The sequence below is a fragment of the Bradyrhizobium lablabi genome (genome assembly GCF_001440475.1).
GTDB lineage: Bacteria > Pseudomonadota > Alphaproteobacteria > Rhizobiales > Xanthobacteraceae > Bradyrhizobium > Bradyrhizobium lablabi.
The window spans coordinates 110,351-130,074 of record NZ_LLYB01000131.1 but is presented as its reverse complement, the minus strand read 5'-3'; the positions used below and the strand labels follow the sequence as shown (position 1 = coordinate 130,074).

The following is a 19,724-nucleotide window of genomic DNA, read 5'->3' as shown; positions in this document are numbered from 1 at the left end:
AGCCGCGGGGCCGCGATCGGCGCCATCGTCGGCGCAGGCACCGGTGCGGCCATCGGCGCCCAGGGCGAGCCGCGGCCCGGCGGCTATCGCTGGTATCAGGGCGGTTGCTACGTGGAGCAGCCAGGCGGCTGGCAGGCGGTTTCGCCGCGCTATTGCGGTGTCCAGGCACAATACGCACCGCCGCCGCCCCGCTACTATGACGACACGCCGCGCTGCATGCGCTCGCCGACCTATGATCCGCGCCGCGGCACGTTCATCGGCCGCGACGGCTACGAGCGTCCCTGCCCGTAAGCTTCAAGTTTTGATGACGCCGTCCGCGCTAGAGTCCAGTTTCGATGAATCGAAACTGGACTCTAGATTCTTGATTTGACGCGTTTTCTTAACGCGAACCGGTTTCCACTTCGCTCGAAAACGCTTTGACCGGCTGCGGGCGGCCGTTGTCGTCGATCGAGACGTAAGTGAAGTTACCGTCGGTCACCAGAATCGACTGCAACTCCTTGCGTCGCACGACCCATGCTTCGAGATGAACCGTCATCGAGGTGCGCCCGACCCGCACCAGATTGGCATAGACCGAAACGAGATCGCCGACATAGACGGCCTTACGAAAATTCATCGCCTCGATCGCCACCGTCACCGTGCGCGACTTCGCGATCTTGGATGCGAACACCCCGCCGCCGATATCCATCTGGCTGAGCAGCCAGCCGCCGAAGATATCGCCATTGGCATTGGTGTCGGCCGGCATCGCCAGCGTGCGGATGCAGAGATCGCCGCGCGGCTCGGTTTCGGTGTTGGGCGGCGCGTCGATGTGGGTTTCGGTCATATCTTTCTCTGACTCTGCGTGACGATGCCGTCGATCATAGACGACCTGTGCGCCATGTTAAGCGTCACCGGGCCTGCCGCGGCGGGCCTGAGAGCACGCCGGTTTTCCGGTAACGTCGTTGCCAGGCGCTGTCGTCGGAACGCGGCACGATCCCGGTGATCGGCCCGATCAGACGCTCCAGCCCGCGCCAGACATGAAGCCCGTCGCACAGATAATTCGCCCATCCGTTCACGACGCAATAATGGATCGTCTGATTGTGATGATGAACCCAGTGATGCGCCGGCGGGCACACCAGATGAAGCCGCTGCGCCAGCCGCATGATCGCCGAGCGGGCGGGCTTGTGCGCGAGATTGTGAAAATGCATGCCGAACAGCAGACAAACTGAACTGATGAGCCACAGCAGCATCAGCGTCCACGTCGCGGCTGAGACCGGACACAACGCGGTGACGGCAGCGGCAAAGCCGAAAACCACCGCGCTCGGCGCCGAGCCGAACGACGCATTCTCCAGGAAGCCGTAGACATGGTGGGGATGGGTATGGTGTTCGCGGGTGATCGCAATCGCGCGCCCCATGGTTCGCTCGTCGAACCAGGTGTCCATCGCCCAATGCACCGCACCTGAAGAAAAATCGGCCAGAAAGTAGCCGGCCAACAATGCCACCATCAAATACGGCAAGGTCAATCCGACGACCGTGAAGGCGCAAGCGAGCCAGGACGCGCAGAACAGGATGACGGCGATATTGGCGCCGATCCAAAATCTCATGGTCCTGACTTCGCGGGCCGTTGCCTCCTTGAAAAAAGGAGTGGTTTGCATGGCGTCTCCGCAATCTGGAGATACGACTTCGGATCGTGCCGACAAGTAACACAAGCAGACGGGCTGCGCCATGATATGGCACCGCCATGCGCTGTCGGTCAGCAATGTCTCACGACAATCCTGACCGATGCACGCGTTGCTACTTGAAGGTCTCCCAGCCGGCATCGGGCGTAAACCTGCCGCCGAATTTGTCGGTCAGCGTCTCCAGTGTCGAGACCACGTTCTCCACGCCCCGCGTTCGCGCATAGTTCAGGGGACCGCCGCGGAACGGCGCGTAGCCGGTGCCGAAGATGACGGCGCCGTCGACGATTTCGGCATTGTCGACGATGCCCTCGCGCAAGCAGGCGACGCAGACATTCGACATCGGCAGGATCAGCCGGTCGATCATTTCCGCCGACGGCTCCGAGATCGCGGACATGCCGCCGGTATCGGCCTTGCTGTCCTTCCAGATATAAAAGCCCTTGCCGGTCTTGCGACCGAGTTCGCCCTTGGCGACCTTTTCGCGCAGCCAGGCCGGCGTCGGCGGCAGCATGTCGCCGAATTTTGAGCGCAGCATGTCGCCGACATCGAGGCAGATGTCGAGGCCGACCTGATCGGCCAGTTCGATCGGCCCCATCGGCATACCGAACTTCTTGGCGGCGGCGTCGATAACCGTCTTGTCGATCTTCTCGTCCAGCATCACCATCGCTTCCAGCATGTAGGGCGTCAGCGCGCGGTTGACGAGGAAACCGGGCGAGGATTTTACCGGCAGCGGCAGGCGATCGATGGCGCCGACAAAGGCCAGCGCCTCCTTCAGGAGTTGCGCATCGGTGCCGTCATGGCTGACGACCTCGACGAGCTGCAGCCGCGAGACCGGGTTGAAGAAGTGCAGCCCCAGCAGCCTTTCGGGCTTTTGCAGCGTGGTGCGCAAATCCTGCAGCGGAATGCTCGAAGTGTTGGTGGCGAGGATCGCACCCGGCTTCATTTTCGGCTCAAGGGCGGCATAGACCTTCTGCTTCAGCTCCAGCTTCTCCGGCACCGCCTCGATGATGAGATCGGCGTTGCGGACGCCTTCGGCCTGCATGTCCGGCATCAACCGGTCCAGCGCATCGCGCACGGCGGTGCGCTTGCGCAGGATCTTGCCGTAGAGATCGGCGGCGCGCTTGATCGCGCCCGCGATCGGCTCCGGCTTCATGTCGGCGAGCGTCACCCGAAGGTCCTGCCCAGCGCACCACGCGGCAATGTCGCCGCCCATCGCGCCGGCACCGATGACGTGGACGTGCTCGATCTTGTTGCCGGATCCGGCAAGCTTCTTCATTTGCTCGCGCAGGAAGAACACGCGGATCAAATTCTGCGCCGTCGGCGTCACCATCAATCGGGCAAACGACGCCTTCTCCGCGCTCAACATTGCCCGCCGGTCGCCGCCGTGCTTTTCCCAGAGATCGATCAGCGCGTAAGGCGCCGGATAATTTGCTTCGGGCGCGGCCTTGGCCGCCTCGCTGCGCATCCGCCCGGCAAGGAACCCCCTGACGGGGCCGAGGCTCAGAATATTGTTGAGCGGCCCGGGGCGCGCGCGCTTCAGGCGGCCGGACACGGCATCCTTCACCGCATTCAGGACATGCCGCTCCTGCGTCACGGCGTCGACCAGCCCGAGCGATTTTGCCCGGCGCGCATCGATGGTCTTGCCGGTCAGCATCAGCGGCATCGCCTGCATCGGATTGACGAGCTGGGTGAAGCGCACGGTGCCACCGAGGCCGGGATGCAGGCCGAGCATCACCTCAGGGAAACCGAACCGCGCGTCCTCGATCGCAATCCGCATCTGGCAGGCCAGCGCGACTTCGAGGCCGCCGCCGAGGCAGAAGCCGTGGATCACGGCGACGCTCGGAACCCGCAAGGCTTCGAGCCGGTCGATCACCGCATGCGCGCGGCCGATCTCGGTCTCGACGGCGCCAACATCGGTCGCGCCGCGAAACGCGCTGACGTCGGCGCCGGCGATGAAGCCGGATTTCTTGGCGGACCGGATGACGAGGCCGGTGGGGCGCTGGCCTTCCAGCTCGGACAAGACCTTGTCGAGCTCCTCGATCAGGTCTGCCGAGAGCGTATTGGCGCTGGTGCCTTCGCGGTCGAACAACAGCCAGGCGACGCCGTCGGCATCGCGCGTCAGCTTGAAGTTCTTGTACGGGCTGTCAGCGCTTGGCGTCGGCCCGAGTTCGAGCACGCGATCGCCGAGAACGTTCATGATCTGGCTATCCATGCTCACACCGTCTCAATCAGCATCGCGCCGCCCTGCCCGCCGCCGATACATTCAGTGGCGATGCCGCGCCGCGTGCCCAACCGCTTCATGGCGTTGACGAGATGCAGCACGATGCGGTTGCCGCTGCAGCCCACGGGATGGCCGAGGCTGATCGCACCGCCATCGACGTTCAGCCTGGTCTGGTCGAGTTCGCCCGCCGCGCCGTCAAGGCCCAGAATCTCCTTGCAGAACTTCTCGTCGTTCCAGGCGGCAAGGCAGCCCAGTACCTGCGTCGCAAACGCCTCGTTCAATTCCCAGGTCTCGATATCAGAGAGCGTCAGCTCGTTGCGCTTCAACAGCTCGGTCGCCGACAGCACCGGCCCCAGGCCCATGATGCCGGGATCGAGCGCCGACCACTGGCTGTCGAGAATGACCGCCTTCGGCGTCAATCGGTGTTTCGCCACCGCCTCTTCGGAGGCGAGGATCACCCAGGACGCACCGTCGGTGATCTGCGAGGAATTCCCCGCCGTGACCTTGCCCCACGGACGTTCGAACACCGGCCTCAGCTTTGCCAGCGATTCCGGCGTCGAGTCCGGCCGCACGCCGTCGTCATGATCGTAGAATTTGCCGTCGCGCGCGAATGCGGTTTCGACCTCGCCCTTGAGCCAGCCTTCCGACTGCGCCTTCGCCAGCCGCCTGTGGCTTTGGGCGGCATAGGCGTCCGACTGCGCACGAGTGACGCCGAAGAGATGCCCGACCACTTCGGCTGTTTGCCCCATATTGAGTTCGGTGATGGGATCGGTGAGCCCCCGCTCCAGCCCGATGATCGGCTTGAAATAGCTCGGCTTTACTTTCAGCGCCGCCATGATCTTGGCGCCGATGCCCTTGGCACCGGCAAGGCCAGCGAACCAGCGCACGCCCTGCTGCGGCCAGACCAGCGGCGCGTGGCTCAGCGCTTCGGCGCCGCCCGCAAGAATGAGGTCCGAGACGCCCTCGCGGATATAGCGGTAGGCGGTGTCGATCGACTGCATGCCGGAGCCGCAATTGATCTGCACGGTGAAGGCAACCATCTTCTCGCCCATGCCAAGCCGCAACGCGGCAACGCGCGCCGGGTTCATCTCGTCGGCGATGACGTTGACGCAGCCGAGGATGACCTGATCGAAGGCGTCAGGCGCAAATGGCTGTCGCGCCAATAGCGGCCGGCCGCACTGCACGGCGAGATCGACCGGGGTAAACGGTCCGGGGCCGGAGCGTGCTTTCAGGAACGGCGTCCGGCTGCCGTCGACGATAAAAACCGGTCGCGCCATTAGCTTGCCGCCCTCTGTTCACCCAGTTCCTGGAAGAACTGATGCACGTCGGCGCCCTTCCTGTAAATCGGCGACAATGCCTCAGGCGCGAAATCATCGACCTCGATCACTTTGGCAACGGCCTCATGGGCGGCGGCCAGCTTCTCGCCCTGCGCCTGGGTGATGACGCCCTTCTTCACGGCTTCCTTCCAGTCATGCAGGCGCGCTGCGCGCATCTGCTTTGCGGCATCCTCCACAGCCGTCACCAGGTGGAACGCCTTTTCCAGCCGCGCGATGCCGCCGTCATCATCGACGGCTGAGAGATCGGCGGTGAGCCGGTCGCGGGCCGCCGACGGCTCCAGCACGAGCTGCGCGCACGCATGCACGACACGGTCGGACGGGCCGGTCACCTTTGCGCCGAACGGCTGGATCAGGAATTTCAGGNATCACCGCGACGAACCGGTTCGGCAGGTTGGCGAGGATTTCGGCAAAGCGGTNTTTCGATGGTGCGGAAACCACTTGCCATGCACCATTCAAGCGCCGCGAAATCGGCCTGCTGCCGTCCCTCGTCCTGCCAGCGCTTGAGCGCGGCCGACAGCAGATAGAGTTCGGAGAGGATATCGCCGAACCGGGCCGAGAGCATCTCCTTGCGCTTGAGCGCGCCGCCCAGCGTCAACAGCGCCATGTCGGCGCACAGCGCGAACGCCGATGAATAGCGCGAGAGCTGGCGATAGAACCGCGTGGCCTCGCCGGCATCGGGTGCCGGTGCAAACAGGCCGCCGGTCCAGCTCCGGCCCCAGGCACGGAACATGGTTTTGAAACTGTGGCCGACATGGCTCCAGAACGCCTTGTCGAAGGCTTCCAAGCCCTTGGCGCGGTCGGCTTCACCCAGTGCATTCATTTCCTCAAGCAGGAATGGATGCGCGCGGATCGCGCCTTGGCCAAACACGATGAGATTTCGCGTGAGGATATTGGCGCCCTCGACCGTGATGCCGACCGGCACCGCGCGATAGAGGCTGCCCATGTAGTTCTGCGGGCCGTCGATGACGGCCTTGCCGCCATGGATGTCCATGGCGTCGTCAATCACGATCCGCATCCGATCGGTGGCGTGCAGCTTCATGATGCCGGAAATGACCGCGGGATGATGCCCCTGGTTGAGTGCGGCGCAGGTCAGCCGGCGCGCGGCGTCGAGCAGGTAAGCCGTGCCGGCAATGCGGGCGAGTGGCTCCTCGATGCCTTCGAACTTGCCGATGGAAATGCCGAACTGCTCGCGGATGCGGGCATAGGCGCCGGTGGTGCGCGCCGCATAGGCCGCGCCCGCGGCCGACAGCGACGGCAGCGAGATACCGCGGCCGGCGGCGAGCGCCGTCATCAGCATCTTCCAGCCCTGCCCGAGCCGCTCTTGTCCGCCGATGATGTAGTCCATCGGAATGAAGACATCGCGGCCCCAGTTCGGGCCGTTCTGGAACACCTGCATCGCCGGCAGATGGCGGCGGCCGATGTCGACGCCGGGCAGATCGGTCGGGATCAGCGCGACGGTGATGCCGAGCTCCTCCTGCTGGCCTACGAGATGATCGGGGTCATAAGCCTTGAAGGCGAGACCGAGCAGCGTCGCGACGGGACCGAGCGTGATGTAGCGCTTGTGCCAGTTCAGCCGCAGGCCCAGCACCTCGCGCCCTTCGAATTGGCCCTTGCAGATGATGCCGGTATCGACCATCGAGGCGGCATCGGAGCCGGCCTCCGGACTGGTCAGGCCGAAGCAGGGAATGTCGCGGCCGTCGGCCAGGCGCGGCAGCCATTTGTCCTGCTGCTCCCTGGTGCCGAAGCGCATCAGGAGTTCACCCGGGCCAAGCGAGTTCGGCACCATCACGGTGACGGCGGCGGTCAGCGAGCGCGAGGAGAGCTTTCGCACCACTTCCGAATGGGCATAGGGCGAGAAGCCGAGCCCGCCGAATTCCTTCGGAATGATCATGCCGAAGAACTTGTGGCGCTTAATGAAGCCCCACGCCTGCGGCGGCAGATCGCGCCATTCCCAATTGATTTTCCACTCGTCGAGCATGGCGCAGAGCTCGTCGACGGGGCCGTTCAGAAACGCCCGCTCCTCTTCGGTCAAGGCGGCCGGCGCGACCGCCAGCAATTTCGACCAGTCGGGATTGCCGGTGAAGAGATCGGCATCCCACCAGACATCGCCCGCTTCGAGCGCCTCGCGCTCTGTGTCGGACATCGCGGGCATGGCGCCACGCGCGAAAGCGAAAATCGGCTTGCTGATGAAATCGCGGCGGAAGCTCATGGCTGATACCTCAAGGTTCGGCGCAGATGGCGGGATTTTAACCGAAACTGCCCGTCTCGGGTGAACACTTCGCTTTGGAAAAGCGACGAAATTGACGCGGCCGGAGTGGCGGTTCATTAACGGCAAGCCACGGTTTCCGTTCCGGAAAAGCGCTGGCATTGCGGCTCAGTGTCGCCATGTCCGGGCGCCAATCGAAACTATTCACCCGGCCATTCGAACCAGTTGAGGCGAAAGGCCCACCAATCCCGGTCAACCCCGGGACCAATCGAGGTAGCCTTGCCACACTCGCCATTCGAAGAACTTACAGTTGCGGAAGTTGCCGACCGCCTTCAGCTGAAGAACCACTTTTCATTTCACGACTATGACGGGGACGGCCGTATCGTCCGACATTACGCGGAAGACGCGACGATCGAGGGCGACCTCAATCTCGACGCGCTGTTCTGGAATGGCGTTGCGGGGATCTGGGCCGAGAAGGATTTGACCGTTAGCGGCAACATATTCAATTGGGAGATCGATACTCCCGCCTGCTTCCTTGCAGTCGGCCGCGATCTCATCTCTCGAAATCTGGTCGCGAGCAGCGCGGACATCCGGATCGGACGCGACGCAACGATCAACGGACTGGTGAGCACGACCTACAATCACGGCCACCTCGAGATCGGCCGTGATGCCCACGCAAAATACTTCATCATCGATGACCACACGACCATCGTGCGCGGCAAGGTCGAGGCGCGCGGCTGGAAGGACGCAGAGTATGTCGAGATCGCGCTGCCGGTCAGTTCGTGGATCAAGGAGATCAGCCCGGAATTCAGGGCCGAGTTCTTCGATTCCGACGGCCACATGATCTGCCCCAACGGCAATGTCGAACTGGTGCGGGCGCTGCTGGCGGGGCGCGAGATTTTGCGCAGCAAGTGACGGCGGAGAGTGCCATTGCAGGGCTAGACACGCAGGGCTCAAGAATAGCGCTTGCCGCGGCGGCGTTCGTTGGGGACAAACACGGCGAAAACCTCCCTGACGCGAATGGCGGGCGTGACATCGCGGGTAAAGCGAAGCTCTGCGGTCGTCTGGATTTCCTCGACGCGAGGCGCGTAAAGCGCGCTCTCATACAGCGATCCGTCGAACCGCAAATTGCTCTCGTCGTCGGTGAGGTAAGCGTTCGAAACAAACAAAAATACGAGTAGCGTCGATCCTACGACGGTAAAATATTTGAAAATGGGCATTGGTACACAAGCCTTCCCCTTTCTTTGGAGGGGAAGGTACATCGCGCGTCATCAAAGCGAGGTTTAAGTGCGCCCAGCTTTTGCCCGAACGGTTGGCTGCCGGTTGCCTATTTGTGACAAATTTTAATTAATGCGTGTACGCAAAAATGCGGGATGCCCGCTTTCGAAGCCAAGTCAGACATACGCCGATCACCCCAGATTTTCGTCGCTTGACCCGGGGCTGCCTTTGGTAAGCGCCGCGAAGACATTGGTGTGGCTGCGACGCGGTGAAGCCGATATAGGTTTAGCCATATTGGATCCGCATGGCGACTTTCGTCCATATTGCCGATGAGCGCTTGACCCGCCGAATCCTCCGCGGAGGCATTCGCGCGACAGAGTTTGCAGCTCGAGTGCGGGATACGGCGGCACCGCGCCATGGCGTGTTTTGCGTGCCTGTTGTTGCCAATTTCCAAATGACCTTTCAGTGGCTCAGGGAGTTGAAACGCAACGGCTACAGGTTGGCCCGCGGAATTCAATTCCGGATCGATGACACAGAAACCGTTTTTGTTGGACACTATAATCAGGCGCCACAAAAAATGACGGCGGCGCAATCCATCGCATTCTTCCTTCAGGCCGAGGACCCGCGCGGGCTTCAGGTCGTCGTGCCGCGCGCAATTGCAGCACGCGAAATCACGGGGATCAGGTCGATTCCGCAAGTTACCGGTGGCGCTTCCACCCCGCTGCGAAAGCAGACCGCCCTTGTGGCCATTTGCCGGCGAAACCAATGCTTCAAGGCTTCGTCGCTGGATAGAAGCGTTGAGCAACGCCCCCTGAGAGCAGTGACATAGGCGGCTTGCAATTCTGATACACGGCTTTGGCCCGTATACTCATGAAATGCGAGATGTCCGCTTTTGAAACCAACACAGACCTGCGCTGGTCACCCCCGGATCTTTCACCTTTTGACGGGCGGCGCACGGCTGTTCGTCGAAACGTGAACTCCTTCACACTTGGAACCCGCCAGGCGTCCTACGCTTGCTCAATTAACGCTGGGGCTGTTCTCAAAGAGCGGAGGAAGCTGCAATGCGTGAGCCAAACCTTGAAAAGTTGAACGCGCTCGTAGGAAAGCTGGTCGGCGACCTCGGTATCTCGCTTGGCGGCGCAAGCATACTGCTCGGCGACCGCCTCGGGCTCTACAAGGCGATGGCAGATGGTGCTGTGATCACTCCGTCCGAGCTTGCCAAGAAGACCGGCCTGCATGAGCGCTATGTGCGCGAATGGCTGTCCGGGCAGGCCGCCTCCGGATACATCGACTACCACCCCGAAAAAAATGCGTTCTCGCTCTCGGCCGAGCAAGCCATGGCGTTCGCCGAGGAGGGCTCGCCGGCTTTCTTCGCCGGTGCATTCGATGTCGTACAGGCTACCTATCTCGATGAACCCAAGGTCGCCGAAGCGTTTCGAACCGGGAAAGGCGTCGGTTGGCACGAGCATTCGAAGTGTCTTTTCTCCGGCACCGAGCGCTTCTTCAGGCCGGGCTATAACGCCAATCTGGTTTCGAACTGGATTCCGACGCTCGAAGGCGTCGAAGCGAAACTGAAAGCTGGCGCCAGGGTGGCCGATGTCGGATGCGGCCACGGCGCCTCTACAATCGTGATGGCGCAAGCCTACCCCAACTCAGAATTCTTCGGATTCGATTACCACAAGCCTTCGATTGAACGCGCAAAGGTCCTGGCGCAGGAGGCGGGAGTTGGAGACCGCATCACGTTCGCGCAGGCCAGTGCCAAGGATTTCCCGGCGAAAGACTATGATCTGGTGGCGTTCTTCGATTGCCTGCATGACATGGGCGACCCCGTGGGTGCAGGCAAGCATGTCAAGCAAACGCTGGCCAAGGATGGGTCGTGGATGATCGTCGAGCCGTTTGCCCATGACAATCTCAAGGACAATCTCAACCCGGTCGGATGCGTCTACTATCACGCCTCGACATTCATTTGTACGCCGGCATCGCTTGCTCAGGAAGTGGGCTTGGGGCTCGGCGCCCAGGCGGGTGAAAGCAGACTGCGTCAGGTCGCGACCGAAGCGGGCTTCAGGCGCTTCCGCCGCGCGACCGAGACGCCGTTCAACATGATCTTCGAAGCGCGTTCCTGACCCAACGTTCAAACGTCGAGCGCCGGCGGATCGCCGGCGCTTGGTCGCCATATCTCGCAGATCGGGGTCAGCCCGGCCCTGCTCCCTGCGTTGCCGTGTACACCGCGTAGAGCGACTGGCTCGCGGCCATGAACAGGCGGTTGCGCTTCGGCCCGCCGAAGCAGATGTTGCCGCACACTTCAGGCAGGCGGATGCGGCCAATCAGCTTGCCGTCCGGCGACCACACCGTGACGCCGCTATAGCCGACGGCGCGGCCGGCATTGCTGGAGCACCAGACGTTGCCGTTGACGTCGCAGCGTACGCCGTCCGGTCCGCATTTCACGCCATCCACCATGAAATCGCTGAACCGCTTGTGGTTGGTGAGCTTGTTGTCGGTGCCGACATCGAACACGAACATGTCGCCCTTGCCGCCCGGACCGGTATCGCCGGGTCCCTTGCCGGTGCTCGCGACGTAGAGCTTCTTGTAATCGGGCGAGAAGCAGAGGCCGTTGGGGTCCGGCACCTGCTCTTCGGTCACCACGAGATCGATGCGGCCGGAGGGATCGATGCGATAGCAGCTGGTCGGCAGCTCGCGCTTGCCCGGCACGAAGCCGGCCGGCTGGCCGATCCGCGGATTGAGCTTGCCGCCGGAATTGCTCGGGCCCCCGGCAACGTCGGGCTCGCCCTCATAGAGCTGACCGCCATAGGGCGGATCGGTGAACCAGTAGCTGCCGTCCGGATGCGCGACGACATCGTTCGGCGAATTCAGCTTCTTGCCGTTGTAGGAATCGGCCAGCACCGTCGCGGTGCCGTCGTGCTCGTAGCGCACCACGCGCCGGGTGAGATGTTCGCAGGAGAGCTGCCGTCCCTGGAAGTCGAACGAGTTGCCATTTGAGTTGTTGGAGGGCGCGCGGAAGACGCTGACGTGACCGTCATCCTCCGACCATCGCATCTGCCTGTTATTCGGAATGTCGCTCCACAAGAGATAGCGCCCTTGCGAGCTCCAGGCAGGGCCTTCCGCCCATAACAGCCCGGTGTAAAGGCGCTTGATCGCGGTGTTGGGCTGGGCGAGGTCGTTGAAGGACGGGTCAACCGCGATGATGTCGGGGTCCCAGAAATAGGTGGTCGGGGCGCCGCGCGGACTGAAATCCCTGGGCGGGCTGGTGACTGTCGACGGTGGCGCCACGGGGCCGGTCTGGGCCAATGCGCTGCCTATCCCGGTGGCCGCGGCGCCGGCACACGCCGCCAGACCCTGAACCAGCGTTCGTCGCGAGATCGTGGCTTCTGAATCGCGCTCTTGGCGTTTCATCGCATCCTCCCAGATGTGTTTGCCGGCCGTTGATCCGGCCTGGCAACTTGAGGTTAGTCCGGACCGCGTCCGGTTGCGAGAGCCGCGTTGGATTCGGCCCTCCCGATTCAAGCTCGCAGTCGATCATGGCAATACCTCGTCCAAACCCATGTCTGTCCGAAATGCTCCGCCGTCGTCGCTTGGGGCAATTGCCCACGTGGTGACCGGGCGGGCGACATGCTAGTCATTCACCCGGCTCGTCGAATCTTCCGGCAAATCCTTTCCACGGGACAGCAAAATGAAGACGCCGATGCGACAGATATTGCATTGCACCGCGGGTTCACGCGCCGGACAGCTTCTTGCCGCGGCCCTGTCATTGGCGATATGGACCAACACGGCCGCGGCCAACCAGGCGGCCAGCATCCCCGCGCCGTCTCCGGACAAGCTCGAGCGCATCACTGAATTTTTCAACAATGAGGTCGCGACCGGAAAGTTGCCGGGCGCCGCCATATTGATCCAGCAACATGGCAAGCCGGTCTACCTGAAATGTTTCGGCGTCCAGGATGTCGAGACCAAAACTCCGGTGTCATCAGACACGATCTTTGCGCTTCATTCGATGACGAAGCCGATCACCAGCGTCGCGGCGATGATGTTGATCGACGCTGGCAAGCTTTCGCTTACCGATCCGGCCGCCAAGTTCATTCCGGCATTTTCCGACGTCAGGGTGGGCGTGGCGTCCGTTGCGGCTGACGGGACGACGCCCTTTCTGAAGCTTGTTCCGCCGGACCGGCCGGTGACGATTGAAGATTTGCTGCGCCATACGTCGGGCATCACCTACGATTACATCGGCGGCAAGCTGATCGATAAGGCGTACAAGGACTCCGGCCTGTTCGACGGCAGGTACGACAACAAGAGGTTTGCGGAACGCATCGCCAGATTGCCGCTGGCGAGACAGCCGGGCACGCTCTGGCGCTACGGCCATTCAACCGATGTGCTCGGCCGCATCATCGAGATCGTCTCGGGGCAGACGCTCTATCAATTCGAGAAGCAGCACATCTTCGATCCGCTCGGCATGGCCAGCACCAAGTACGTTCTCGAAACCGCCGACGAACGCGCGCGAATGGCGGAGCCGCTGCCGAGCGATACCATCCTGCTGGACGCGGAACGTGAGCGGCGTACCCATCCGGAATGGGAGTCCGGCGGCGGCGGGCTGGTCTCGACCCTGAACGACTATGCGCGTTTTGCCCAGATGATCCTCAACGGCGGGGAGTTCGACGGCAAACGCTACCTCAGCCCGGCGGCGTTCAAGGCGATGACATCAGACCATATTGGGCCGGGCTCCGGCGTTGCGCGGGATTATTTCTACTTTCCCGGCGATGGCTTCGGCTACGGTTATGGGCTTGCGGTGCGTACCGATCCGGGGAATGCCAAACCGCCGCCGCCGGGTTCGATCGGCGAACTCAAATGGGATAGCGGCAGCGGCACCTATTTCGGCGTCGATCCCAGCCTGAACATGATCTACATCATGCTGGAGCAAACCCAGAACGAACGTAGCCGCATCACGCCCGCCTTCAAGAAGCTGGTTTACGACGCATTCGCCACGGACAAGTGATCCGATCGCTGCGCTACGTCAAACCTTCGTCGGGAATGTTCAGCACGTTGCCGCATGCCTTGCAGTGGACCGCATCGCTGTCATGGCGCTGCAATCCGCAGGTGGGGCATGAGAACCGTACCTTGTGCGGGGTCAGCAGCGCGCGGGCGAGATTGAGGAACAGGGTCACGCCGAAAATCATGATGACGACCGTGATCATGCGGCCGGTCGTTCCCGGCAGGGTAATGTCGCCAAAGCCGGTCGTCGTCAGCGCGGTCACCGTGAAGTATAGCGCGTCCGCATAGTTCGCGATCTGTGGATTGCGAAACTTCTGCGTTTCGTAAACGATCGCGGTCATTACGAAGATGAACACCGCGAGGTTGGTAACGGCAAAGATGACTTCCTCATTGCGCCGGAAGAAATTGCTGTCTTCGCGCAGACGCGCCAGCATCTGGTAGTCGCGCAACAGTCGCAGCGTCCTGAGAACGCGGAGAAAGCCCCCGGCTTCTCCCGCCAGCGGCGCCAGAAATGATATGATTGCGACGATGTCCGTCCAGGTCGAGAAGCGGGTGAATTCGAGCAGCCGGTGCCGGCTGACGAGCAATCGCGCGGAAAAATCCACCAGAATGCCAACGCCGAACAGAACGTCGAGCGTTTCGGTGATTTTGTTCGACGGCAGGAACGACGTCGCGATGATGAACAGGACGGTTACGATATCGAACGCCAGCAGCCCATAGCGAAAACGGACGCCCTCCGGCGTCGCGCCCTCGTAGAGGCTGCGAATGCTCCGTCTGATCGAGACAAACGACATGGCGGCATCTTCACCATTCGCACGCCGTTACGCAACGCCGGGCAAGGAATGAATCATTTCCGGTTGGATGCCGAACGCTCGACGAACGCCACTTCCGTCCCCTTCTTCAGGAGCCGTGCCAGCTTGTCGACGTCCCAGTTGGTGAGGCGAACACAGCCGTGCGATTCCGACTTGCTCACCTTGGATGGGTTCGCCGTTCCGTGGATGCCGTAACTTTCCGCTGAAAGCCCGATCCAGTGGGAGCCGGCCGGGTTGTTGGGGCCGGGCTTGATGGTAAAGGTCTCTCTCGATTTGACGCCCTTGAATTTATAGTCGGGGTTGTAGCGATAGTTCGGACGGGCATCGATCGACGTCACCTTGAGAACCCCGCTCGGGGTCGGCTTCTCGTCGCTGCCCACGCTTGCCGGGAAGAAGGCGATCAATTCGCCTGATTTGCCGAGGGCTTTCACGGTTTGGGAAGCCTTGTCGACTTCGACGCGCGCGACGGCTGACTTCGTCTGCTTCCCCATCACGTTCGCTACCGAAATCGTCTGGCCGGCTTCGTCGAATTTCTTGCCAGGGTTTAGCGCCTCGAGCAGTCCCTCGCTCATGTGAAACTTCTCGGCGAGAGCCTCGCGCGGACTGGTGTAGTCCAGCGATTTCAGGTCTTTCATATCTTCCATTTTTGCCGGGAGTTTCTGCAGAAACGGGCCCTTCACGTCTTTCTCGGTGATCTTGTACTCGACGATGGCTGCATCCGTGCTGGTGGCTATCAAGGCGGCCCAGACTTCGGGATTAAGCGGCAGCTTGCCGGTGGCCAGACCCTTGGCTTCGGTGAATGCCTTCAAGGCCTTTTCGGCGTTCTCGCCAAGCTTGCCGTCAATCTCTCCGGGAGAAAAATTGGCGCGGTCGAGAAGAACCTGTGCCTTCACGACAGCGGCATCGACCTTGTCGTCGGCCGGCGGCCTGCCCTTGAATTCCGCGTTGTTGATCGACGCTGCGTCCATGCCGGCAAAGGCCGGACGAACAAGACAGGCGAGCAGCATGAACCCGGCAAACAAGCGGATCATCGGCAATCTCCGAAATAATGCCTGATAAAGATTTGGACGGGCCGGAGTTCCGTGGGAGGCTACGAAGCGTCAATCCGGCCGGATCATCTCGAACATGTTTTCCGGCTTGATCTCGAAATAATCGCCCTTCCGGCCGGCTCGGACGATCGGGTGGGCCAGCCCGGTCTGGTAGACGCCGTCCTTGATGAAGGCCTTGTCGATGTGGACCGCGACAACTTCGCCGAACGTCACCCAGGCCTGCGCCTTCTCGCCGTCCTTGCCCTGCAACTGCAGGATCTGCGTCAGCTTGCATTCGAAGGCCACAGGGCTTTCCGCCACCCGGGGAACGTTGACAAGCTTGCAGGGCGCGGCCGTCAGCCCCGCGATCGTGAACTCATCGACGTCACGGGCAACGTGGGCCGCCGTCGCGTTCATCTGCTTCGCCAGATCCATGGTGGCGAGATTCCAGACGAACTCGCCGGTGTCCTGGATGTTGCCGGCGCTGTCCTTCCAGTTCGTCGAGGAAAAGCCGATGATCGGCGGCACGTAGCAGAAGGCGTTGAAGAAGCTGTAGGGCGCCAGATTGATGTTGCCGCTGCCGTCGCGCGAGGAAATCCAGCCGATCGGGCGCGGGGCAATGATGGCGTTGAAGGGGTCGTGCTTGAGGCCGTGGCCGTTCTTCGGCTCGTAGAAATGCAGGTCTTTGGTCGTCACGCCGGATTTCCGTCATTGCGAGGAGCGAAAGCGACGAAGCAATCCACGCCGCGTCGCGCGGAGCTAATGGATTGCTTCGCTTCGCTCGCGATGACGGCGGAGTCAAGTGGCGAAGGACTCAATTCGCCTTGCGCGGCTCAAGCGCCCGGAAAAGGAAATCGATCATCTGGTCGATCGTTGCGCTGGGCTTGTTGACGGCCTGCGCGATCATCTGCGGGTGGAAGAAGCGGATCATGCCGGTACAGGTGCAGAGCGCCGCCAAAGGCAGGTCGGGCGCCTCGAATTCGCCGGACGCCACGCCCTGTGCGATCACCTGGCCGATGATACCGGTAACGCACTCGATATGGACGACGCAGACGTCCCAGTCCTCCTCCATCGCGATCTCAACCATCTCGTGCAGCTTGGAATCGCCGACATAGCGCTCGGTGTTCATCCGATTGATGGTCGTGAGCAGCTCGCGCAAGCGAGGTTTCGCCGGACCGGGCGCGGCTGCGATCCGCCGCGCCTCGACCTCGACCTCGCCCATCAGCGTGCGAGCCACGCCCTCGTGGATCGACTTCTTCGAATCGAAGAAGCGATAGACGTTGGCGGGGCTCATCCGCAGTTCCTTGGCGATGTCGGCGACCGTCGTCTTCTGGTAGCCCATCTGCCTGAACAGACGCTCCGCCACCACGAGAATCTTTTCCCGCGTGTCCGTCTCGACGTGTTCAGAAATCAGCGTCATGTCAGCTCTCAATGTTCAATTATTCCGCCGCGTCGGCAAGAGGAATTGCGTGTGGTCCTTTAGGATGCAACTTGGCCTCATGCTGCGCCGCAAGATCAGGCTGTTCGGCCTGGCCGCTTTCATCCAGGCTCTTCCTGAACCACAGGGCGTAAAGACCCGGCAGGTACAGCAAGGTCAGGAAGGTTGCAACAAACAAGCCGCCCATGATCGTGATCGCCATTGGCCCCCAGAAAGCGGAGCGGGACAGCGGGATCATGGCCAGAATCGCCGCCAGCGCGGTCAATACCACCGGGCGGGCACGACGGACGGTGGCTTCGACGATGGCTTCCCGGCGCGTCAGACCCTGCGCGACGTCGGCCTCGATCTGATCGACCAGGATCACCGCGTTGCGCATGATCATACCGGCGAGCGCGATCAGCCCGAGCAGCGCCACGAAGCCGAACGGCTGGTTGGCGACGTTGAGGCCGAGCGAGGCGCCGACGATGCCGAGGGGCGCGGTGAGGAAGACCAGGAACAGCCGCGAGAAGCTGTGGAGCTGGATCATCAGCAGCGTCAGCATCACCATGACCATCAGCGGAAACAGCACGAAGATCGAGGCATTGCCCTTGGCGGATTCCTCGAACGCGCCGCCCGGCTCGATCCGGTAGGCCGGCTCGAGATGGTCGCGGATTTCCTTCAGCTTCGGCCAGATCTGGTTGGTGACGTCAGGCGCCTGCACGCCGTCGACGACGTCGGTCCGCACGGTGATCGCCATATCGCGGTTACGCCGCCACATGATCGGCTCCTCGTGGGAATATTCGATCTTGGCGATCTGCTGCAGCGGCACGGCGACGCCGTTGCGTGAGGTCACGGTGAGGTCGCCGACGCTCTTGAGATCGAGCCGTTCGGACGGGATCGCGCGGGCGACCACGCCGACCTTCTCGATGCCGTCGCGAATGGTCGTGACCTGCGCACCCGAGATCAGCATGGCGAGCGCCTGCGAGACGTCCTGCGGAGTCAGGCCGAGCGCGCGGGCGCGGTCCTGATCCACCACGAGCTTGAGGTAGGGCGACTGCTCGTTCCAATCGAGCTGCGGCTCCACGACGTTAGGATTCTGCTTCATGACGTCGCGCACCTTGTAGGCGATGTCGCGAACGGTATTGGCGTCGGGGCCGATGACGCGGAACTGCACGGGGAAGCCGACCGGCGGGCCGAAATTGAAGCGATCGATGCGCACGCGCGCTTCGCTCAATTCGCCCTCGGAAACCGCCTTCTCCAACCGCGCCTTGATGCGCTCGCGGGCATGGACGTCCTTGGAGACGATGACGATCTCGGCAAAGGCCTCGTTCGGCAGCTGCGGGTTGAGGCCGAGCCAGAAGCGCGGCGAGCCCTGGCCGACATAGGCCGTGTAGGTCGCGATATCCTTGTCGTCCTTGAGCAGCGTTTCGGCCTTCTTCACGGACTTTTCGGTCACGTTGAAGGCGGTACCTTCGGGCAGGCGCAGCTGCAGGAACAGTTCAGGCCGCTCCGACAGCGGGAAGAACTGCTGCTGCACATGGCCGAAGCCGACGATCGAGAGCGCGAACACGCCGACGGTAGCCAGCACGACCTTGACCCGGTGATCGACGCACCACTGCACCACGGCGCGCAAGCCGCGGTACATCCGCGTCTCGTAGATCGCATGCGGATCGTGGTTGTGGTGGACCTTGATGTTGGGCAGCAGCTTGACGCCGATATAGGGCGTGAAGATCACCGCCACGAACCAGGAGGCGACCAGCGAGATCGCCACGATCCAGAAGATGCCGCCGGCATATTCGCCGACCGCCGAATTGGCAAAGCCGATGGGGAGGAAGCCAGCGGCCGTGACCAGCGTCCCCGTAAGCATCGGAAACGCAGTTGATTCCCAGGCAAAGGACGCCGCGCGGACGCGGTCCCAGCCCTGTTCCATTTTCACCACCATCATCTCGACGGCGATGATGGCGTCGTCGACCAGCAGGCCGAGCGCGATGATCAGCGCGCCGAGGGTAATACGGTGCAGGTCGATCGACATCGCGTTCATGACGATAAAGACGATGGCGAGCACCAACGGCACCGACATCGCGACCACGATACCGGTGCGCCAGCCGAGCGCCACGAAAGAGACGAACAGCACGATCGCCAGCGCCTCGATGAAGGAATGCACGAACTCGCCGACCGCGCGCTCGACCACCTTCGGCTGGTCGGCGATCTGCTCGACCTCGATGCCCTGCGGCACGGCCTTCATGAATTCGTTGGTCGCCTTCTCGACGTCCTTGCCGAGTTCCAGAATATTGGCGCCCTTGGCGGTGACGACACCGATGCCGATCGCGGGCTTGCCTTCCTGGCGGGCGACGAAGGTCGGCGGATCGACGAAGCCGTGGGTGACGGTTGCGATATCGCCGAGCCGGAACACGCGGCCATTGCTTTCGACCGGGGTTTCCGCGACCGCCTTGGCGCCATCGAGCGCGCCGGTGACGCGCAGCGGCACGCGCTGCGAGGAGGTTTCCACCGTGCCCGCGGGCGTAACGTTGTTCTGCTTGGCGAGCGAATCGAACAGCGCCTGCGGCGTGATGCCGAGGGTTGCCAGTTTCGCATGCGAGAACTCGACGAAGATGCGCTCGTCCTGGGTGCCGTAGAGATTGACCTTGGTGACGCCGGTGACCTTCAACAGCCGCTGGCGCATGCCCTCGGCCGTTTTCTTGAGCTGTGCATAGTCGGCGCCGTCGCCGGTCATCATATAGAGAATGGAATCGACGTCGGAGAATTCGTCGTTGACGTTCGGGCCGAGCAGGCCTGCGGGCAACTGGCCCTGCACGTCGACCAGCTTCTTGCGCA

At 62.3% G+C, this 19,724-nt stretch carries 15 protein-coding genes and 3 pseudogenes; 5 read left to right on the top strand and 13 right to left on the bottom strand.

The genetic code is table 11. The features are described 5' to 3' along the window. A pseudogene (locus CQ14_RS45080) lies at positions 1 to 291 on the top strand (hypothetical protein); the annotation flags it as partial. Between the two features lie 88 nt (positions 292 to 379). Here the strand turns inward: CQ14_RS45080 and CQ14_RS39200 are convergent. From CQ14_RS39200 to CQ14_RS39180, 6 genes and pseudogenes are all read right to left on the bottom strand, one after another. Further along, a complete protein-coding gene (locus tag CQ14_RS39200) occupies positions 380 to 820 on the bottom strand; it encodes an acyl-CoA thioesterase (protein ID WP_057863079.1) in 441 nt (146 codons plus the stop codon). A gap of 64 nt (positions 821 to 884) precedes the next feature. Beyond that, positions 885 to 1,580, bottom strand: coding sequence for a fatty acid desaturase family protein (locus CQ14_RS39195; protein WP_245320879.1), 696 nt, complete (start codon positions 1,578 to 1,580; stop codon positions 885 to 887). A 190-nt stretch (positions 1,581 to 1,770) separates the two neighbouring features. Then, a complete protein-coding gene (locus CQ14_RS39190; protein ID WP_057863077.1) occupies positions 1,771 to 3,864 on the bottom strand; it encodes a 3-hydroxyacyl-CoA dehydrogenase NAD-binding domain-containing protein in 2,094 nt (697 codons plus the stop codon). Positions 3,865 to 3,866: 2 nt separating this feature from the next. Continuing rightward, on the bottom strand, positions 3,867 to 5,150 hold the full coding sequence (locus tag CQ14_RS39185; RefSeq protein ID WP_057863076.1) for an acetyl-CoA C-acetyltransferase: 1,284 nt from the start codon (positions 5,148 to 5,150) through the stop codon (positions 3,867 to 3,869). Further along, a pseudogene (locus CQ14_RS47385) lies at positions 5,150 to 5,573 on the bottom strand (acyl-CoA dehydrogenase domain-containing protein); the annotation flags it as partial. The pseudogene CQ14_RS47385 and the gene CQ14_RS39185, both read right to left, overlap by 1 nt. Positions 5,574 to 5,627: 54 nt before the next feature. Continuing rightward, positions 5,628 to 7,419: acyl-CoA dehydrogenase (locus tag CQ14_RS39180; RefSeq protein WP_245320878.1), on the bottom strand; the 1,792-nt coding region annotated here is incomplete at its 3' end. A gap of 276 nt (positions 7,420 to 7,695) precedes the next feature. Here CQ14_RS39180 and CQ14_RS39175 point away from each other — a divergent pair. After that, a complete protein-coding gene (locus CQ14_RS39175) occupies positions 7,696 to 8,331 on the top strand; it encodes a hypothetical protein (RefSeq protein WP_057863075.1) in 636 nt (211 codons plus the stop codon). 38 nt (positions 8,332 to 8,369) lie between these two features. Here the strand turns inward: CQ14_RS39175 and CQ14_RS39170 are convergent, their stop codons facing one another. Next, entirely contained in the window at positions 8,370 to 8,636 is a 267-nt protein-coding gene (locus CQ14_RS39170; protein WP_057863074.1) for a hypothetical protein, read from the bottom strand. A gap of 302 nt (positions 8,637 to 8,938) precedes the next feature. Between CQ14_RS39170 and CQ14_RS39165 the strand changes: the two genes are divergently transcribed. Next, positions 8,939 to 9,463, top strand: coding sequence for a hypothetical protein (locus tag CQ14_RS39165; protein ID WP_156435848.1), 525 nt, complete (start codon positions 8,939 to 8,941; stop codon positions 9,461 to 9,463). Between the two features lie 232 nt (positions 9,464 to 9,695). Continuing rightward, positions 9,696 to 10,757, top strand: coding sequence for a class I SAM-dependent methyltransferase (locus CQ14_RS39160; RefSeq protein ID WP_057863072.1), 1,062 nt, complete (start codon positions 9,696 to 9,698; stop codon positions 10,755 to 10,757). Positions 10,758 to 10,824: 67 nt separating this feature from the next. Here CQ14_RS39160 and CQ14_RS39155 read toward each other — a convergent pair whose 3' ends face one another. Beyond that, entirely contained in the window at positions 10,825 to 12,045 is a 1,221-nt protein-coding gene (locus CQ14_RS39155; protein WP_057863071.1) for an SMP-30/gluconolactonase/LRE family protein, read from the bottom strand. A gap of 289 nt (positions 12,046 to 12,334) precedes the next feature. Here CQ14_RS39155 and CQ14_RS39150 point away from each other — a divergent pair, with 289 nt between their 5' ends. Beyond that, positions 12,335 to 13,636, top strand: a complete 1,302-nt coding sequence (locus CQ14_RS39150) for a serine hydrolase domain-containing protein (RefSeq protein WP_082650238.1) — start codon at positions 12,335 to 12,337, stop codon at positions 13,634 to 13,636. Between the two features lie 13 nt (positions 13,637 to 13,649). Here the strand turns inward: CQ14_RS39150 and CQ14_RS39145 are convergent, their stop codons facing one another. From CQ14_RS39145 to CQ14_RS39125, 5 genes and pseudogenes are all read right to left on the bottom strand, one after another. After that, entirely contained in the window at positions 13,650 to 14,426 is a 777-nt protein-coding gene (locus CQ14_RS39145) for a potassium channel family protein (RefSeq protein WP_057863070.1), read from the bottom strand. A gap of 53 nt (positions 14,427 to 14,479) precedes the next feature. Beyond that, positions 14,480 to 15,475: a L,D-transpeptidase family protein gene (locus CQ14_RS39140; protein ID WP_057863069.1), complete on the bottom strand. Its 996-nt coding sequence runs from the start codon at positions 15,473 to 15,475 to the stop codon at positions 14,480 to 14,482. 69 nt (positions 15,476 to 15,544) lie between these two features. Continuing rightward, positions 15,545 to 16,168: a flavin reductase family protein gene (locus CQ14_RS39135; protein ID WP_057863068.1), complete on the bottom strand. Its 624-nt coding sequence runs from the start codon at positions 16,166 to 16,168 to the stop codon at positions 15,545 to 15,547. A gap of 118 nt (positions 16,169 to 16,286) precedes the next feature. Continuing rightward, entirely contained in the window at positions 16,287 to 16,892 is a 606-nt protein-coding gene (locus CQ14_RS39130; RefSeq protein ID WP_057863067.1) for a TetR/AcrR family transcriptional regulator, read from the bottom strand. 19 nt (positions 16,893 to 16,911) lie between these two features. Continuing rightward, a pseudogene (locus tag CQ14_RS39125) lies at positions 16,912 to 19,724 on the bottom strand (efflux RND transporter permease subunit); the annotation flags it as partial.

Excerpts from the sequence above, each read along its gene's own strand:
- CQ14_RS39200 (WP_057863079.1), bottom strand. The coding sequence starts at position 820 with ATGACCGAAACCCACATCGACGCGCCGCCCAACACCGAAACCGAGCCG.
- CQ14_RS39195 (WP_245320879.1), bottom strand. The coding sequence starts at position 1,580 with ATGAGATTTTGGATCGGCGCCAATATCGCCGTCATCCTGTTCTGCGCG.
- CQ14_RS39190 (WP_057863077.1), bottom strand. The coding sequence starts at position 3,864 with ATGGATAGCCAGATCATGAACGTTCTCGGCGATCGCGTGCTCGAACTC.
- CQ14_RS39185 (WP_057863076.1), bottom strand. The coding sequence starts at position 5,150 with ATGGCGCGACCGGTTTTTATCGTCGACGGCAGCCGGACGCCGTTCCTG.
- CQ14_RS39170 (WP_057863074.1), bottom strand. The coding sequence starts at position 8,636 with ATGCCCATTTTCAAATATTTTACCGTCGTAGGATCGACGCTACTCGTA.
- CQ14_RS39165 (WP_156435848.1), top strand. The coding sequence starts at position 8,939 with ATGGCGACTTTCGTCCATATTGCCGATGAGCGCTTGACCCGCCGAATC.
- CQ14_RS39160 (WP_057863072.1), top strand. The coding sequence starts at position 9,696 with ATGCGTGAGCCAAACCTTGAAAAGTTGAACGCGCTCGTAGGAAAGCTG.
- CQ14_RS39155 (WP_057863071.1), bottom strand. The coding sequence starts at position 12,045 with ATGAAACGCCAAGAGCGCGATTCAGAAGCCACGATCTCGCGACGAACG.
- CQ14_RS39150 (WP_082650238.1), top strand. The coding sequence starts at position 12,335 with ATGCGACAGATATTGCATTGCACCGCGGGTTCACGCGCCGGACAGCTT.
- CQ14_RS39145 (WP_057863070.1), bottom strand. The coding sequence starts at position 14,426 with ATGTCGTTTGTCTCGATCAGACGGAGCATTCGCAGCCTCTACGAGGGC.
- CQ14_RS39140 (WP_057863069.1), bottom strand. The coding sequence starts at position 15,475 with ATGATCCGCTTGTTTGCCGGGTTCATGCTGCTCGCCTGTCTTGTTCGT.
- CQ14_RS39130 (WP_057863067.1), bottom strand. The coding sequence starts at position 16,892 with ATGACGCTGATTTCTGAACACGTCGAGACGGACACGCGGGAAAAGATT.